Annotated in this window: 14 protein-coding genes; 5 read left to right on the top strand and 9 right to left on the bottom strand. The window is 43.1% G+C overall.

Annotated features, from left to right (window positions below):
- Nucleotide 1: 1 nt before the first annotated feature.
- The 3 genes from AB6D80_RS01050 to AB6D80_RS01060 form a co-directional block, all read right to left on the bottom strand.
- Entirely contained in the window at nt 2-985 is a 984-nt protein-coding gene (locus AB6D80_RS01050; protein ID WP_372065912.1) for an AAA family ATPase, read from the bottom strand.
- Between the two features lie 184 nt (nt 986-1169).
- Nucleotides 1170-3557 (bottom strand): tetratricopeptide repeat protein, encoded by a 2388-nt coding sequence (locus AB6D80_RS01055; RefSeq protein ID WP_372187566.1) that lies wholly within the window; start codon nt 3555-3557, stop codon nt 1170-1172.
- A 207-nt stretch (nt 3558-3764) separates the two neighbouring features.
- Entirely contained in the window at nt 3765-5312 is a 1548-nt protein-coding gene (locus AB6D80_RS01060; protein WP_029222847.1) for an arylsulfatase, read from the bottom strand.
- A 346-nt stretch (nt 5313-5658) separates the two neighbouring features.
- Between AB6D80_RS01060 and AB6D80_RS01065 the strand changes: the two genes are divergently transcribed.
- Together AB6D80_RS01065 and AB6D80_RS01070 are read left to right on the top strand one after the other, a co-directional pair.
- Nucleotides 5659-7221 (top strand): arylsulfatase, encoded by a 1563-nt coding sequence (locus tag AB6D80_RS01065; protein ID WP_372065919.1) that lies wholly within the window; start codon nt 5659-5661, stop codon nt 7219-7221.
- A gap of 290 nt (nt 7222-7511) precedes the next feature.
- Nucleotides 7512-8165, top strand: a complete 654-nt coding sequence (locus AB6D80_RS01070; RefSeq protein WP_135384274.1) for a DUF2057 family protein — start codon at nt 7512-7514, stop codon at nt 8163-8165.
- Nucleotides 8166-8270: 105 nt separating this feature from the next.
- Here the strand turns inward: AB6D80_RS01070 and AB6D80_RS01075 are convergent, their stop codons facing one another.
- On the bottom strand, nt 8271-8765 hold the full coding sequence (locus AB6D80_RS01075; RefSeq protein ID WP_009844954.1) for a GNAT family N-acetyltransferase: 495 nt from the start codon (nt 8763-8765) through the stop codon (nt 8271-8273).
- A gap of 447 nt (nt 8766-9212) precedes the next feature.
- On the opposite strand from AB6D80_RS01075, the gene AB6D80_RS01080 reads away from it, so the two are divergent.
- On the top strand, nt 9213-9710 hold the full coding sequence (locus tag AB6D80_RS01080) for a fasciclin domain-containing protein (protein WP_009844953.1): 498 nt from the start codon (nt 9213-9215) through the stop codon (nt 9708-9710).
- Nucleotides 9711-9837: 127 nt separating this feature from the next.
- On the opposite strand, the gene AB6D80_RS01085 is transcribed toward AB6D80_RS01080, so the two are convergent.
- From AB6D80_RS01085 to AB6D80_RS01105, 5 genes are all read right to left on the bottom strand, one after another.
- Nucleotides 9838-10305 carry a GNAT family N-acetyltransferase gene (locus AB6D80_RS01085; RefSeq protein WP_371694496.1) on the bottom strand — a complete coding sequence of 156 codons (468 nt, stop codon included), beginning with the start codon at nt 10303-10305 and terminating at the stop codon, nt 9838-9840.
- Between the two features lie 53 nt (nt 10306-10358).
- The gene (locus tag AB6D80_RS01090; protein WP_371694497.1) at nt 10359-10673 is read right to left on the bottom strand and encodes a cupin domain-containing protein; all 315 of its coding nucleotides are present in this window, start codon (nt 10671-10673) and stop codon (nt 10359-10361) included.
- Between the two features lie 124 nt (nt 10674-10797).
- Nucleotides 10798-11310 (bottom strand): YgjV family protein, encoded by a 513-nt coding sequence (locus AB6D80_RS01095; protein WP_372065924.1) that lies wholly within the window; start codon nt 11308-11310, stop codon nt 10798-10800.
- A gap of 70 nt (nt 11311-11380) precedes the next feature.
- Entirely contained in the window at nt 11381-12181 is an 801-nt protein-coding gene (locus tag AB6D80_RS01100; protein WP_372065927.1) for a PhzF family phenazine biosynthesis protein, read from the bottom strand.
- Nucleotides 12182-12469: 288 nt separating this feature from the next.
- Nucleotides 12470-13120, bottom strand: a complete 651-nt coding sequence (locus AB6D80_RS01105; protein ID WP_009844948.1) for a LysE family transporter — start codon at nt 13118-13120, stop codon at nt 12470-12472.
- Nucleotides 13121-13490: 370 nt separating this feature from the next.
- On the opposite strand from AB6D80_RS01105, the gene AB6D80_RS01110 reads away from it, so the two are divergent.
- On the top strand, nt 13491-14522 hold the full coding sequence (locus AB6D80_RS01110; RefSeq protein WP_135381852.1) for a PotD/PotF family extracellular solute-binding protein: 1032 nt from the start codon (nt 13491-13493) through the stop codon (nt 14520-14522).
- A 3-nt stretch (nt 14523-14525) separates the two neighbouring features.
- Nucleotides 14526-16958 (top strand): putative bifunctional diguanylate cyclase/phosphodiesterase, encoded by a 2433-nt coding sequence (locus AB6D80_RS01115; RefSeq protein WP_372065931.1) that lies wholly within the window; start codon nt 14526-14528, stop codon nt 16956-16958.
- Nucleotides 16959-16980: the final 22 nt, after the last annotated feature.

Raw genomic sequence — 16980 nt, forward strand, 5'->3', positions numbered from 1 at the left:
GTTATCCGATCTCAACATTATCAAGCAGCTCTTCAACCACTCTTTGATGGTCAACACCATCGGCCAATGCGTCATAAGACAACGAGAATCGATGTCCTAGTACGGTGGGTAGCATTGCACGCACATCATCTAACGTGACGTGGTCACGCCCCTGTAGCCACGCATAAGCGCGGGCACATTTATCTAACGAGATTGACGCTCGTGGGCTTGAACCAATCTCTATCCATTTAGACAAATTTGATTCTGGGTAACGCTCTGGCTTACGAGTCGCCATAACCAAAGCCACAATGTAGTTTTCGACTAAATCAGAAACCGTAATATCAGGAAGCTGGCGACGTGCTTCAAGCACTAATTCAGGATCGATGTGTTGCGGTGTGACTAGCTCTGAGCTCGTTTCGCTGCCTAACTCTTCACTACGCACCAATCTAATAATGTCGCGTTCCGCTTCGTCTTCTGGGTAGTCGACCGTCACTTTCATGATGAAACGGTCCATCTGCGCCTCAGGTAGCGGATATGTACCTTCTTGTTCAACCGGGTTTTGAGTCGCCAAGACCATGAACAAGTCAGGAAGGATGTGAGTTTGACCACCCACCGTAATCGTCCCTTCTGCCATCGCTTCAAGCAGAGCAGCCTGTACTTTTGCGGGCGCACGGTTCACTTCATCGGCCAGAACGATGCTATTAAAAATAGGACCCGGTTGGAAATGCAGCTGAGGCTTGCCATCAAGCTCTTGATACACTTCTGTACCGGTTACATCTGATGGCAGCAGGTCAGGCGTAAACTGAATTCGACCAAAACTGGTGTTCAGTAGGTTCGCCAGCGATTTCACTGAACGAGTTTTCGCTGTACCGGGAAGTCCCTCTAAAAGCACATGCCCATTAGTCAATAACCCTATCACCAGAGCCCGAACGACGTGGCTCTGACCGATAACACTTTTCTCTGTTTGTTCAATCAGTTGGTTTATTGCTTGTTGTGCATGGTTCATAGGTCTTCCCTTAATTCAATCTGGCTGCGTACATCCTACTCACAAGCCCCATAACTATTAGTTATACACGTGATAATTGTTCATCAGCGCGATAAATTATAAACGTGATAATTGCTCATAAGCGCGATAATTGGTTACAAGCGGAATAAGCAGCAAGCACAATAGCCAAACTCACCTCATCGCTTTATTCAAACTTAGCTTTCAATTGGTTAATGGCCTCCGGCGGTGCCACTTTGCTCAGTGATGAAATACATTGCTCAAACGCCTTTGGTACGCCCGGTATATGGCTGTTTCGCGCCAACACTTCACACTGGGCATACAGGTGCTGTGGGTTACGGCTAAATTGGTAAGCCTTGTGCAATGATTTACTTGCCGCAAGCACATCAGACTTCTCCAAAGCCAATCCGTACACATACCAATATTGTGGGTCAGTTTGCGCAGTTTCAGCGGCTTGTTTAAGGTAGTCGGTTGCTTGGTCGTAATCTTTCACACGAAGCAGAGATAATCCTGCGCTGTATGGCAATACACTCGATTTCGGCTGAGCTTTAATACCTTGCTTCAATGTCGACAACGCTTTTGCTTCGTTACCTTGCGCTCGATACAAATCAGCCAAGTTGGCATAGCTGTTCTCGAAGTAAGGCTCAATGTCGATAGCGCCTAGATAAAACTCAATCGCTTTGTCGTGTTGACCTAAATCTCGGTAAACGTTACCTAGGTTCGTACGACCAAACCCTCTGTCGGCATTAAATTGCTGTATCTCAATGTATTCTTGCAATGCAGGTTTGATTTGATCTTTCTGCAGAGGATTCATTTCTCCCCAGTTACGCACCAACGCACCTGCGGTTTCTGAGCGAATCGACAATACAGGATCTTTCAATAGTGGCTCTAGAATCTGCCAACGATCAGTAAATGGAAAACCTGAGGAACCTTGCACGACGCCTAAACGGATCATCTCATCATCGTGTTTCACTGCTCTTGCCAATGAAATAAGCGTGTTCTTACCCGTGTTGCCACCCAAGCGTTCTAAGCTTGATGCTCGAATGATGTTGCTTAAGCTGGAATCTTGAGCCGAATACGCCAGTGCATCTTCTGCTCCTCTGTGCCCTATTGAATCCGCGTAAAAGGCGACAGCAAAATGTTGTTGGTTGCGATACTTAGAATCTGGGAACCATTTACCGATTTGTTTATCAGCCCACTGGTCGGTTTGATCTTCATGACAGCTAGTACACACGTTCGGCGTTTTAATGTGTTGGCTAATATCAGGACACGGGATATGCCAACTGTGGTCGCGTCTTGGGTCGACCTCCATGTAAGTCGTCTCTGGCATGTGACAAGTCGTACATTGTGAAGCTTCGGTATTCGCCTCGTGGAAGGTGTGTTTTTCAGGCGTGTACTCTGATGCAATGTGACATTGGCTACACACCGCTTCTTCGGCAATTTTCAGTTCTGCAGTATGTGGATCGTGACAGTTAGTACATGTGACGCCTTTTTCAGCCATCACTGATTGCAAGAAAGATCCGTAAACGTAATCTTCATCGTAGATTTGACCGTCGTTGTGGTAAAGCTCAGGGGTAATCAAGCTCAAGCGATACTTATCGAAGAAAGACCCGTTCACGTGGTCACCCGTTTCATTTAACTGAGTACGTCGGCTGTGGCATTGAGCACAGGTTTGAACTTGGTTGGTATGGATGATGTCTTTTGGTTGCAGGGTTGAGTTGCCCTCTTGGTAGACCCATTCTTTAACCGACTTCGACAAGTCGCGATCAAAGCCATAATGCGCGGAGGCTTGAACATCCTTTTCGCCATTCGCTTTGGCTAACTGGGCCTGCTCAACGTGCTCGCTTGCAGGGCCATGACAGGCTTCACAACCGACATTAATCTCAGACCAAGTAGTGTTATAGGTATTACTCGCGCTGTCGTAGTTTTTCTCTAGGTTCGTTGAGTGGCAATCGGCACACATGAAGTTCCAGTTTTGACCGCTATTGGTCCAGTAGAATTCATCAGTGTTGGTGGTATCCGGGTAGGGGTTAAACCAGCGTTGACCGCCTTCGCCCTCAGTGCGAGAGTCCCAAGCGAAAGGAATCAACTGTACGCGTCCGTCTTCAAACTCAACCATGTACTGTTGTAGAGGTTCAAAGGCGAAGGTATAGCTGATTTTGTAATCTTTGAATTGGCCATCCGGCCCTTCGATGTTGACCCAAAACTCTTCTCCCTTGCGAAAAAAACGGTTGGGCTTTCCTTTATGAGTCACGGTTTGATCGTTGAAATCGCCCAAAACGGACTCATCAGTCGCGTGTTTCATCGCCATATCATGATGAGAGCCTTGCCACGCTTCCACTTCTTCGCTGTGACAGTCAACGCATGCTTCAGAACCAACATACGTAGCCTTGGTAGAGCTGGCATCTAAGGTTTCTGAATCAATAAGCGAAGCTTCAGTCGTCGTCGGAGCTTGTTCATTCGCATACACATTGACACTGAGTGTCGACAACATAGGTAAAGACAACATTGCGGATAATACTGCAACTCGCTGGTGTTTCAATCCGTTCACTAGTGAGCACAACCATGCAGACATAACATTCCTTGTTTTTATACATCCTTATGCTTAATAAGGTAGACGTAAAAACAACGAAATTACAATTATTTAGCGGCAGTGGGCTCGATAGTTGTGATTCATATTCACGACTGATATCTACTCATCGATATGCTCATAAAAAAAGAGCTCCGAAGAGCTCTTTCGTGTTACCAGTTTCATCAAACATCAGTTTCAATAAACCAAAGCTTACTTATTATGGTTCTCTTGAAGTTTTTCCATAACCTGATCCAAGCTAAAGCTTGCTGCTTTTTGACGTGGTGGATATTCAGCAAAGGTTTCTAAGAACTTGCCAACATACGCTTGCGCAGGAACGAACATATAGGCATGGTCTAACAACCAGTCATAGTACGTATTCGATGTGATATCTGCGTTTTCGTATGGGTCCATTCGGAGGTTAAACAGCTTAGGAAGACGTAACGTTACAAACGGTTCTGCCCAAATTTGCATGGTACCCGTCGCACGCTGCTCCATGAACACCGCTTTCCATTGGTTGTAACGAAGTGCCGCAAGGTCACCGTCATCGGTAAAGTAGAAGATCTCCGAACGACGACCTTTCTCTTCTTCACCGGTTAGGTAAGGAAGGAAGTTGTAGCCATCTAGATGAACTTTAAACGTTTTATCACCCGCAGTATGACCTTTCAGTAGTTTCTCTTTGATCTGATCATCACCAGCAGCTGCAACGAAGGTTGGCATCCAGTCCATGTGGTGCATGATTTCATTTGAAACACTGCCCGGTTCAATCTTTCCTGGCCAACGAACCATTGCTGGTACACGGTATGCGCCTTCCCAGTTGGTGTTTTTCTCACCACGGAACGGCGTTGTACCGGCATCAGGCCAAGAGTTCATGTGTGGACCGTTATCCGTTGAGTAGAAAACGATGGTGTTGTCTTTGATGCCCAACTCATCCACTTGCTTCAATAGTTGTCCAACGTGTCGATCGTGCTCAACCATACCATCAGCGTAATTACTGATGCCGGTTACACCTTTGCTATCTGGCTGCACGTGCGTTCTAAAGTGCATTCTTGTTGCGTTCCACCAAACGAAGAATGGTTTGTCCGCTTTCACTGCGCGATCCATGAAATCAAGTGCCGCGTCTAGTGTTTCTTCATCGACCGTTTCCATACGCTTACGCGTTAGTGGGCCTGTATCTTCAATCTTGCCATCTGCGAATGATTTGATCACACCACGAGGGCCAAATTTCTTACGGAACTCTGGGTCAGTTGGGTAATCTTCATTCTCCGGTTCTTCTTCAGCATTCAGGTGGTAAAGGTTGCCAAAAAATTCGTCAAACCCGTGTGCTGTTGGAAGGAATTCATCTTTATCGCCAAGGTGGTTTTTACCAAATTGACCTGTCATGTACCCCATAGGTTTAAGCATTTCTGCAATCGTTGCATCCTCCGCTTGCAAACCAATGTCTGCTCCTGGAAGGCCAACTTTACTTAAACCCGTTCTAAGAACACTTTGACCCGTGATGAACGTTGAGCGACCTGCGGTACAAGACTGCTCCGCATAATAATCGGTAAACATCATGCCTTCTTTGGCGATGCTATCAATATTTGGAGTGCGGTAACCCATTAAGCCAAATGTGTACGCACTCACATTGGATTGACCAATGTCGTCCCCCCAAATGACCAATATATTTGGCTTTTCTGCTGCAAAAGTGGCGCTAGACGCGGCCATCATTGCTGTACCCAAAATCGCTAATCGACGTTTAGCGCCATACTTCGCTGTCATAGAAACCTCTTCGTAAGTTATTTGCATCCTGCCCTACAACGTATAGTTCATTTTTTGCGCATACGCGAGATTACCTAAGCTATTAATATTTTTGTCATTTTTATCGAGATATGGATACAGAAGTCATCGATATGGTTTACGGCAACAAACATGATAAGGATCACACATACAAACTAAGGGGCTGTTCTGGCAACACACTGGAACTGATATGAATCAATAAGTTAACTAGACATCATAACGATTGGTTATAAGCACTATAAAAGGACGGAACGGAATTTTGAGAATAACATTTGCTCATCGATGTGTTGTTCTAACGCATTAATCTTAAAAGTGAATCGGAGTCCTTATGGGTACTAAAATTAATAAACTAGCATTAGGTGTTGGCTTATTAGCAGCTTCTTCAGCGGCAATAGCAGCAGAAAAACCAAACATTCTTGCTATCTGGGGTGATGACATTGGTGTATTCAACATCAGTGCATACAACAACGGTATGATGGGTTACGAAACACCTAACATCGACCGTATTGCTAACGAAGGCGCACTATTTACTGACCACTACGGTCAACAATCGTGTACTGCTGGCCGTGCTGCATTCCTAACCGGCCAAGAACCTTTCCGTACAGGTCTACTGACTATCGGTATGCCGGGCTCTGACCATGGTATCCCTGATTGGGCTCCAACTATCGCAGACCTTCTTAAAGAACAGGGCTACATGACAGCTCAGTTCGGTAAAAACCACATGGGTGACCAAGATAAGCATCTTCCAACGAACCACGGTTTCGACCAGTTCTTTGGTAACCTTTATCACCTAAATGCGGAAGAAGAGCCAGAGACATACTACTACCCTAAAGATCCTGAGTTCCGTAAGAACTTTGGCCCTCGTGGTGTAATCAAGTCGACTTCTGACGGTAAGATTGAAGATACAGGCCCTATGACGCGTAAGCGTATGGAGCATGCGGATGAAGAGTTCCTAGAAGAATCTTTAGCATTCATGGAAAAAGCGGTGAAAGCTGACAAACCATTCTTCATCTGGCACAACACGACTCGCATGCACGTTTGGACTCGTCTACAAGAGAAGTATCAAGGTAAATCTGGTATCAGCATCTACGCTGATGGCATGTTAGAGCACGATGACCAAGTCGGTATCCTTCTAGACAAGCTTGATGAGCTTAAGATCGCAGACAACACCATCGTAATCTACTCTACCGATAACGGTGCAGAGACAGTATCTTGGCCTGATGGTGGTGCAACTTACTTCCACGGTGAGAAAGGTACAACTTACGAAGGTGGTATGCGTGTTCCTCAGCTAGTTCGCTGGCCTGGTACTATCAAGCCGGGAACTAAGATCAACGACATCATGGGTCACCAAGACTGGATCCCGACTCTACTAGCAGCCGCTGGTGATGATAAAGTGGTTGAGAAACTAGCGTCTGATAAAGGTGCGACTTACAACGGTAAAAACTGGCGTGTACACCTAGATGGTTACAACTTCCTACCTTACTTCCAAGGTAAAGAAGAGCAAGGCCCTCGTGATAGCATGCTTTACTTCTCTGCTAACGCTGAACTAAATGCGGTACGTTGGAATGACTTCAAAATTTCTTTCGCAGTAATGGACGGGAACATTGTTGATGCAGTTCGCTTCCAACCAAACTGGCCTCAAGTCGTTCATCTACGTGCTGACCCATTCGAAAAAGCACCACACGAATCGGGCATGTACCTACGCTGGATGGCAGATAACATGTGGCTATTCGTACCAGTAGGCGGCAAAGTACAAGAGTTCATGAACACGCTACCTGACTACCCAATGCAGCAAAGCCAAGTGTTGAACCCTGGTAACTTCAACCAAAATGCTTACATGCTTCAAGGTAAACTTAAGCAATTAGAAGCGGCAGCAGCGCAAGCTAAATAATTAGCTAAAAGCTTAACCAACCCTAGGAAAGCGAAACAAAGCCGTGATAGCTCAAGTGCTACCACGGCTTTTCAGTATATCAACAATGAAAACTGTCCCACATAAGCCTTTAACAGACGAGTGACGAACAAGGTTATCCGCATACATTTACTCGCATAGCCTTGTAGCTCGCCTCGTTTATGACCGTTACGTTAAGATTACGCAAATTTTTTCAAATCCCACGGACATCACTTGAAATACAGAGATATGCGTGCGATTGTATTTTAACTCACCCTAACAACTGTATGATTATGAAGACAATCCAAAGCATTGCCCTACTCTCAGCTATCGTTGCTGCACCTTCAGTATTAGCTGACGTTGAAATCCAAGTTCCATCCAGTGTTGATATTCTAGCGGTTAACGAAGCTAAGCCTGACTTAGACGGCGGCTTATTCTCTTCTCATAAAACACTGACGGTACCAGATGGCCAAAACCAAATCGTATTCCAATATCAACTTGCATTTGATAAAGGTAACGATCGTGAATTCGTAGACAGCGATGCTGTTATCGCAACATTCGATGCGACTGATACCACACTGACTTTCGATCTGCCAAAATACCGCAACACAGCAGAAGCAAAATCTGGGTTTAAAAACTTAGAGTGGAGCCTTGTTGACGAGAACCAGAATGAAATCAGCGTTAAGCAAGACAAGCTAGTTAAAGACGGTATGCAAATTGGACGTAAATACCCTCAAGAAGCAAAAGAATACAACCAGCAAGGCGGCATTGCTGCACTAGCTATAGGTACAACAGCAGGCGCAACAGCGGCGGTTGTTCAACCTGTAACACTTCCAGCAAAAATTGATGGAAATGCGGCTAACACAGCTGAAGAAATGTTGTATTTTTGGTACGAAAAAGCCGATGCTGAAACGAAGCAGAAATTCAAAGATTACGTGAACAAGTAGATTCGATTACGAACAAGTCTATAAAATATCTCGTTCAAACCAAAGAAGCTGGCACACTGCCAGCTTCTTTGATTTCATCTAAATAGGACGTTATAGGTCTAACAATCAACGATAATCAGGTCTAATCCTCGACATCAACAACATATCAATGTATTTCCCGCCTTTGAATGTACTCAGCCTTTTAGTGCCTTCTAACTGAAAACCTACTCGTTCATACAAAGCAATGGCAGCGTTGTTATCGGCATGAACCTCTAGCTCCAGACGGACCAGATTAAGCCAATTATCAGCCTGATTAATCGCTTCTTTCATTAATGCCTTCCCAACCCCTTTGCCGTGTGCATCAGGGTGAATCGCAATCCCTAAGCCAGCACTATGTCGGTCTCTCACCTTAGTCGTCATGAATAAGGTAATGTGCCCAACGACTTTACCTGACACTTCTGCGACTAAAGTGAAATGGTCTGAATGACCAAACAATCGCTCCACTTGATCAGAGCTAAGGAAAGGTTTTTGTGAGGTATTTTCTGATACTGATGAATGACGATAAATATCAAAAATGTCTTGGTTGTCTGTGGTTTCAAGATGTCTAATTTGTATTTCCAAAGTGATTCCTTACTGTCTATTTCTATCCTTAAGCTAATTTTCATATTACGGATAGCAACGAGTAGCTACAACCGTAAGTGACAGAAATAATTGAATAATCGTCATAGCCCATAAATAACAAACTCAAATACTAAAAATGCACCATTGAAGGCCCTCACTCGCCTGTTCATAGAGTAAAGTTCGCTCTCGAAGCAAATAGCTCAAAGGTATAATAATACCAATCGTAGTAAATAACTGTTCACCCTAGCTTGTTAAAAATATCGATAACGTCGTTAGGTTTTTTGATTGTAGAATAACTATTTATTGAAAAGAGCAGCCTTGTTCTCAAGCTTTTTTCCTGCGCTATTTTTGATCACTTACTTACTGTGATTGGTATAAATTGATCCATCGCTTTGAGCCTTTCGTAATACCTGACGAAAATAACGGACAAACTCAAAGGATTCCAACATGATTAATAAAATTAGCAAGTCTCTATCTCTTCTTGTCGCTGCACTTTTTTTTAGTGCATTCGCTAACGCCAATCATCATGAGATGAAAAAAGATATCGTCGATGTCGCAGTAGGAAATGGCTCTTTCAATACACTTGTAGCTGCTGTTAAAGCGGGTGGACTTGTAGATACTTTGAAAGGAGAAGGACCTTTTACCGTTTTCGCTCCGACCGATGAAGCATTTGCCAAGCTGCCAGATGGTACTGTCGATATGCTTTTGAAACCGGAAAACAAAGACAAATTAGTCGCAGTGCTAACTTATCATGTAGTCGCAGGGAAAGTGATGGCGGCAGACGTTATGAAAATAGACAAAGCGACAACAATCCAAGGTCAAAACGTGATGATAAGCGTAAGCGATGGCACGGTTATGGTTAACAATGCAAAAGTGATTGCGGCTGATGTGGAAGCAAGCAATGGTGTAATCCACGTAATCGATACGGTCTTGCTCCCGAAATAATCAAATAGAAAGAAAGTCTCAGGCAAACCAAACTCTTTGAGGGTGTGACAATTCACACCCTTTTTAACCTACTGGGCTAAGCGTTGAGCATATCCAATTTTACCTACACTAGACATAACGTTAATGGCTACTTAGTGGTTTTCTCCATCACGTAATTAGTCAGCTTAACGCCACGTATTTCGACTTCCTGTTCATTCACTAACTTAAAGCCAAGGTGCTCATAGAAAGGCATAGCGGTAATACTCACCTCAGAGAAGTATCTCGATACACCACGAAATCGACCAATCTCGAATACATGCTCCATCAAAGCTCGCCCTACACCTTTACCTTGATATTCATGATGACAAAAGAAGTGGTCAATCAACCCATTTGGTTGCAGGTCAGTATAGCCAACAATGTGGCCATCCAACTCCGCAACAAAAGGTTGGATACGATGCAGACACTTTTCCCACACCTCGGAGTCAAAGTCACTTGGAGCCCAAGCCTCAACTTGTTCTTGAGAATAGTCTCGAACGTTAATATTTCGAACAGTATGGAAATAGATCTCCCATAATGCTTTGGCATCACTAACTTGGTAATTTCGAATTCTAACCACGACACAGTCCTTTCATGTATTGCTGATTGCCTATTCACTACTTGATAGCAATACTAACGATAAAACACAGCTAGCCAAATAGTCACAACGTCTCTATCCGTACCTACAACCTTGTGCTTCTCTCTCGCGGCAATATTGATGTAATCCCCTTTAGACAAGGTAACGACACGTCCGTCTTCGAACTCAATAACACCTTGCCCCTCTAGCACCATAACCCATTCGTTTTCATTTTGGTCATACCAACCTTGTTCTGGAGAACGGTGCCCATGAGATATTATTCTTTCAATCCGCACATTCTCAGTAGTAATGATGTCGTTGAAGATTTCGTCGGGTATTGACGAAGGCACATCCGAGTAGATATTTGACATCGCTCTCTCCTAATCCTTGTTAGATGAATATGGTGCAGTGCTTTATCGTTTTATCTAAAGCTTAGCTTCCTGAGCGCCTGAGCTATAAGCTATAAGCTATAAGCTATAAGCTATAAGCTATAAGCTATAAGCTATAAGCCACAGCACTTTTTCTGAAATAGAAACGATAATAGCCAACCAAGTTACTGCAGATAAATAGCGCTTCCATCAGTACAGCAGTTGGAGAACCAACTAAGTAATTATGAACCAACCAAAAGCTAGTTCCGATGATCATCAACTCTCTTAATCGACGGTCATCTTTATTGAAGGCTGCAAAGGTTTGAAATACGGAAGCAAAGCAACTCAATATGCTAGTGAGCCCCGAGTAAGTCACAACCGTTGCGACTACTGACATGGAACTGAACAAATATTTAAATTTGGGTGACGTAGAAAACACGCTCGTCAAATATCGAATGGTCGCGATGATCATCAAACTTGCCGCCGTCCATTGTTCGAGCAAAATGAAATGACTAGAAATAAGAACGCCTGCAAAAAACAAGCATGTGACGATTTTCTTCCTCTCTTTAAATTGAAAAGACAGAAGATCGAAACAAATAGCAATTGCGACTAATACCTGAGAAAGATAAAAAGCTGACACGATTATTCCTTAAGTAGTGACCTAGCAGATTTAAATTATGACGTTGCTGTTTTATGAATGATATTGAAGTTTAGACTTTTAAAGTACCACTGATTACGGTGGTTGCAGACCCCATCAGTTTTATACGACCATTCGGTAATAGCTCTGTCGATACATACCCACCGCGGCGCGACGCTTGGTAAGCATTGAAATGCGCTTTGTTTAGTTTCTCGGACCAGTATTGTGTGAGAGCGCAATGCGCTGAACCCGTAACGGGATCTTCGTTAACACCCACCCACGGCGCAAAATAGCGCGAAACAAAATCAAGCTCAGAGTTCGACAACAATGCTGTCACAACAACGCCTCGACCTTTAATACGCTTTAGAGCATCAAAGTTTGGTGATAAATCTAATAAAACTTGTTCGCTGACAACCTCAATAAACTGCTTGGTATCGAACTCACTGTATGACACGACTTGGGCTTCACACAGCCCTAAATATTCAAGCAAATCTTTATTAGTATCCAATCCAAGATCAAGCACAGTACTTGGGAAGTCAAGCTCGATTGTGGAGTCACAAACTGTGGCAGATAGCTCTCCTGAAAGCGTATCAAACGTCACAACCTCACCCACATTGACTAACCCTCTTTCCTTCATCACATGCGCTGTTGCCAACGTACCGTGACCGCATAATTTGACTTCAACTTCTGGTGTGAACCATTTCAACGTCATCGTATTGAGGGCTAAGAATGCCGTTTCTGATACTGCCATCTCTTCAGCAATCGAATACATCAACGACTCTTCTAAAGGTTCTTGTGAAATACAAACCCCTGCAGGGTTTCCTTTAAAAGCTTGAGTTGTGAACGAATCCACTTGATATATCTCTAAATTCACAATGGCTCCTAGCGCTGATATTGAATAGACATTGCAGCCTACAATAAGCACAAACACCCCGTGCTACAAGTGTTCAACAGCAACATTATTAATACTTATTTAAGAACTAAGGAATGATAAACAAGCAGTTATGAAAAGAATTGGTGGATTAACCTGAGGGTTTAACATCGGGCAGATAAGAGATAAAACGTATCAGCCCTGGTAGGAAACAAGCACACATTCGCGGCACATAGGCATTGTATCGTGCCACAAACGTGAGGTTACTCAGCAATGGTAACTTTATTGAATCTACTGACGTACCAGAGCAGATTTCACAATGGTCAAGCCAAGCAGACCCAACATAACTCCTGTCACTTTATCAATATAGTAAGCAACACGTGTAAACTCTCGTCGAACTTTAGGTGCAGATAAAAGGAAGATAATCGCGGCATCCCACACAAACACAACCACTGTCATCCAAATGCCTAACCCTAATTTAAACATGAAACCCACCTCATTATTCAGTACAACCGTGAATAAGCTCAAATAGAACAAAAGGTTTTTAGGATTAAGGATTCCCGATAGAAAACCCGTAACAAATTCTTTAAGAAAAGTGGTTTGAATGGAGACACCTTCTTCGACAACATCGATATTACTGTAATTACATTTTTTCGCTCTTATCGCTTGAACTGCAAGGTACACCAGAAACAAACCGCCAATAATTTTTAAAGCGATCATCACTGAAACCGAAGCTGCCAAAATAGAACCGACCCCAATAAGACACAAACCAATATAGACTGCATTGGCACTGGCAATACCGAATGCAACGCCGAGTGCTTTTCTACCCTTATTTTTAACAGCACTCTTTACCACAATCACAAAATCTGGTCCGGGGCTCAATAGCGCCAAAAAGTGAGCAATCGCCACGGTAACAAAAATCCCAACTAAACCTGCATCCATAAACCAACCTCCTGTCGTTCAATTAATGCCCTACTATTGCATAACTAACGAAAAAATGCTCAAGTAGATGAATATATATTTACTAATGACCTAATAATCAAACAAATCCCGTGTTTTCGTCGTGCCAAATCGGAAGTAGATGAGTCATTCGTGCACTTCTTCAGGCGTTCGTCGGTCAAAGGTTGATATCCCCTTGATTTAACATAATGATTTTGTGCTCAAAGCTTACTTTTAGTTCCAATTAGGTCATAGGATTTTCACACCTAGATGCATTGCGTTAGGTTGAACTGAAATTAGAGACCTAAATTTGAGCTATGTCGCAAAATTTGGGCTACGATTTAGTTAAGCAAAGTAGGAAAGGAATCCGTCAGTGAAAGCATTTTATGTTTCAGTTCTTGCGTCATCATCCTTTTTAACTGGCACAGCGTTTAGCCAACAAAATGATATTTATCTCTACAATTGGGATGAATTTCTATCCAATAGTGTCGTGACCCAACTAAGTGACACGTACGGCATTTCTTTGAAACAGCAGTTTTTTTCTGATGAGTCGATCAGAGATGAAGTGCTATTAAGCGAACGTCGTGGCGCATTTGAGCTAGTCATTATAGAAAGTGTAAAGCTCAATGCGTTAGCCAAGCAGAACCTGTTTCATAATCTCAGTGAGTTACAACAATCCATTGCTGGTAACATAGATTCACGGTGGGTTGAAGGATGTGGCGAGTATGGCATTCCCTACGCTTGGGGGACTGCGGGAATCTTATATCGCAGTGACAAACTAAACGCTCCCACCTCTTGGAACGCTATTCTCGAACCAGACACGAACAGCAGTGGCCGCATAAGTATGTATTACGAACCTACGGATTTGGTGAGTACTGCACTGTTAGCAAATCAATTTGATCCATTCACCAATAATGAGCAGGAACTTCGCGTTGCCTATAAAACCCTGCAAGCTCAAAAGCCACACCTAGAAAGCAACGAATACGTCATCGACTATATTCGCCAACCCGAACGTCTTGCTAACATCGACCTTGCCTACGGTTATTCTGGTGACAGTTATGTACTCAATGATTTGGAGCCTGATGCCTCTTGGGTTTACATCGTACCTCAAGAAGGCACAACGTTATGGTTAGAGTGCATTGCTGCGATTAATAACGGAGAGTTGTCTGCACAAGCAACAACGATTCTATCATTCTTGTCGCAACCCGAGATCGCCGCTCAAAACGCAATGGATTCATGGTTTGCAACTCCAAGCTCAAAAGCAAAAGCCTTAACAACGCAAGAATACCAAAATGATCCGGAGCTTTTCCCTAGCAAAGAGGTTTTAGAACGCAGCTATCTGTATCAGCAACTCGAACCCAATAGCATTCAAATTCGTAACCGCATTGTCGACAGTTTGAGATAATTAATGCCAGTATTAAAGAAGCTCTACTTTGTGCTCATTCCTACTTTATTGTTCGTATTTGCAATAGGCGGAATGGTTACTTACCACTTAGCCTCTAACCACGCGAAACACATGTACTTAGACGAAGTACAATCTGATGTGAACACCGCGCTCGTGGCGGCTGAATACGAGCAACTTGGTCTATCTTTGCTTGTAAAAGATATAGGTTCATCGCTACAGTTCTTGCGATATATTCAAAACCCTAGTGACTACACAACCTTGTCCCTGCTGGAAAAAAGAGTGCTTCGTGTCTTAAACCAAAGTCACGTTAATCAATTTGGTCAACGTAACATCTATATCGTTGATCCTAAGTTTCAGTTAACGCTATCTACGTTACGAGCAGACCCTTTCGAAGGGTTAAAGATCCCCGATAACATCTATGAAAAAATCTTCGATATCTATACCTCGTTAATCAATAAAAACGAGCTGTCTCATAAAGGCTTCTCATATATCTCTGTGAGTGGTGAACTTAGATACGCTTACGTTATTGCAATCGACCCTTACTTGCTCCCACAAGACAAACGTGCAAACGACAGCCTAAATCGATACATACTAATTGCAGATGGTCCATTAAAACAACTATCCAACTTACTAATAAAATACAACGATGATGACAATATGCAGCTTCTGATTGAGCCATCATCGAATACTGCACACATAGAGAATACGCAGTTTGTTATCAAATCGTTTGAACAAACCAAAGACAGAATCAAAGTTGAGATGAACAGCCGTCACTTCCTCGCTCAAGTTAATATTCGCGAAAAAAAATTCAATCAGGAAAAATCTATCATTGCTAAGCAGACCTTACTTGGCAGTTTGACGACACTATTCATTATTATGCTCATCGTACACATGGTGGTGCGCTACCAATTAGTACGTCCACTCAGAGAGCTACTACACGAGATATCGATTGGCGGACTTAAACTGAGGTATTTCAAGCGTTCATCCGGGCACAGTGAAATTGATGGTTTGAAGAACGCTTACATTGATTCACTCACGGAATTAAAGTTCGAAGCTGAATTTGATCAATTAACTAAATTAGCCAACCGACGCTCGTTCATCCGACACCTCGATGTGCGTCTAAAAAGCTCGATAAGCCCTCATTGCTATCTGGTTTGCTGGGACATTATCGATTTCCGTAAAATCAATGACTTATATGGTGCAAAAGTAGGTGACAATGTACTCGTTAGTCTGGCCAAAACACTAAGAGAAACCCTGCAGAATCAACAATCCTCTTTCGGCTTCAGTTGCAGCGACTATTCAGTTGCAAGGCTAGGAGGAAACCAATTCATTGCCATATTGGAAATGGGTGAGCACCAATCAATAAACGAAGAAATTGAGAACATTAACAACACCCTAACAGGCACGACTTTCCTTGATTACTATGGTTTCAGGCTTTCAATTGCAACAGGTGTACTACCCGTCGATACCCCTAAGTTCGAGGAGATATGGCACCGATGCATCGATGAGATGCTGATTAATGCCAAAGCGCACAGTGATGGAGAAAGCCGAATCGTTTACGGCGAAGAACTACTTCATTCACTAGAAAGACATGACGTTATCGAAAAAAGGCTATTGGAGTGTTGTGAAAGCGACAACTTTGAACTTCGCTTTATGCCTATTTTCAATGCTAAGACACTTCAGATTGACGGAGCAGAATGTCTGATTCGCTGCCCTGCTCTATTTGATATAAAGGCTGGCCCGGATGAGTTTATTCCGGTCGCCGAAAGAAGTAACTTGATATCCAAACTCGACATGTGGGTCATTAGTACCGCAATAAAAAGCTATAAAGAGCTCTCTGAAATTCACAAGTACACAGGTAGCTTATCAATAAATATATCAGCAATGGAACTTTACAATCGTAACTTTGCAGACAATATTCGAAAGGTAATCGAGCGTTATCAAGTACCACCAGCCAACATCATTATAGAAATTACCGAAACCAGTTACGTTAAAAGCAGTAAACTTACAGTGCAGACTATCGAAAGTATCAGGAGCTTAGGTTTAAAAGTGTCTCTTGACGATTTCGGTACTGGCTATACAGCTTTTAACCAACTTCTTCACTACCCTGTCGATGAGCTTAAAATTGATAAAAGCTTTATCGATAATATCGTCGACGACAAAGCTGACCGAAAGATGGTCGAATCCATGGTTAACTTAGGACACTCTTGTGACACCTTCGTTGTTGGCGAAGGTGTCGAGTCTCTCGAACAATATCATCACCTTAAAAAAGCCGACTGCGACTTAATACAGGGTTATTTTTTCAGCCAACCACTCACTTACATTGAGTTCATTGAATTTGTTCGTGACCACAATCCGCAAACTATTCTGGATCAGCAAGCCCTTTTAGAACCAAGCTCTAACGAAAGGATTGTGGCACTTAATCAGAAACAGTAGTCGTATCTTGAAAGCATGACTA

It is taken from the genome of Vibrio sp. 10N.247.310.17, assembly GCF_041466605.1.
Lineage (GTDB): Bacteria > Pseudomonadota > Gammaproteobacteria > Enterobacterales > Vibrionaceae > Vibrio > Vibrio tasmaniensis_A.